Genomic DNA, 675 nt, shown 5'->3' on the forward strand with positions numbered 1-675 from the left:
GCAGGTCGGCGCCGACACCGCCGCGCTGCACGCCGCGGTCGAGGCCGACCTGGCTCGGCGGCCGAAGGTCACCGGGCCAGGCGCCCAGCCGGGGCAGGTGTTCGTCACCCAGCGACTGTCCGGGCTGCTGGACGCGGCCGAACGCGAAGCTGGGCGCCTCAAGGACGAGTACGTCTCGGTGGAACACCTCCTCCTCGCCTTGGCCGAGGAGAGCACCAGCACCGCGGCCGGCCGCCGGCTGGCGGAGCACGGAATCACCCGGGAGTCGTTCCTGTCCGCGCTCACCCGGGTGCGCGGTCACCAGCGGGTCACCTCCACGACGCCGGAAGCCGCCTACGAGGCATTGGAGAAGTATGGCCGGGACCTGGTCGACCAGGCCCGGACCGGCACCCTCGACCCGGTGATCGGCCGGGACGCCGAGATCCGCCGGGTCATCCAGATCCTGAGCCGTAAGACGAAGAACAACCCGGTGCTGCTCGGCGACCCCGGCGTCGGCAAGACCGCGATCGTGGAGGGCCTGGCCCAGCGGATCGTCCGCCGGGACGTTCCGGAGGGGTTGCGCGACAAGAGCATCTTCGCGCTCGACCTCGGTTCCCTGGTGGCGGGCGCCAAGTACCGCGGCGAGTTCGAGGAGCGGCTCAAGGCCGTGCTGGCCGAGGTGAAGGCCGCGCAGGG

The 675-nt window shown here is 72.1% G+C and carries 1 protein-coding gene; it reads left to right on the forward strand.

All coding sequences use genetic code 11. The annotated features are described in order from the left end of the window. Nucleotides 1-675: Clp protease N-terminal domain-containing protein (locus tag DD1DGNOD_RS01955; RefSeq protein WP_131769314.1), on the forward strand; the 675-nt coding region annotated here is incomplete at both ends.

Origin of the sequence: Candidatus Protofrankia californiensis (assembly GCF_900634765.1) — a bacterium.
GTDB classification, from domain to species: domain Bacteria; phylum Actinomycetota; class Actinomycetes; order Frankiales; family Frankiaceae; genus Protofrankia; species Protofrankia californiensis.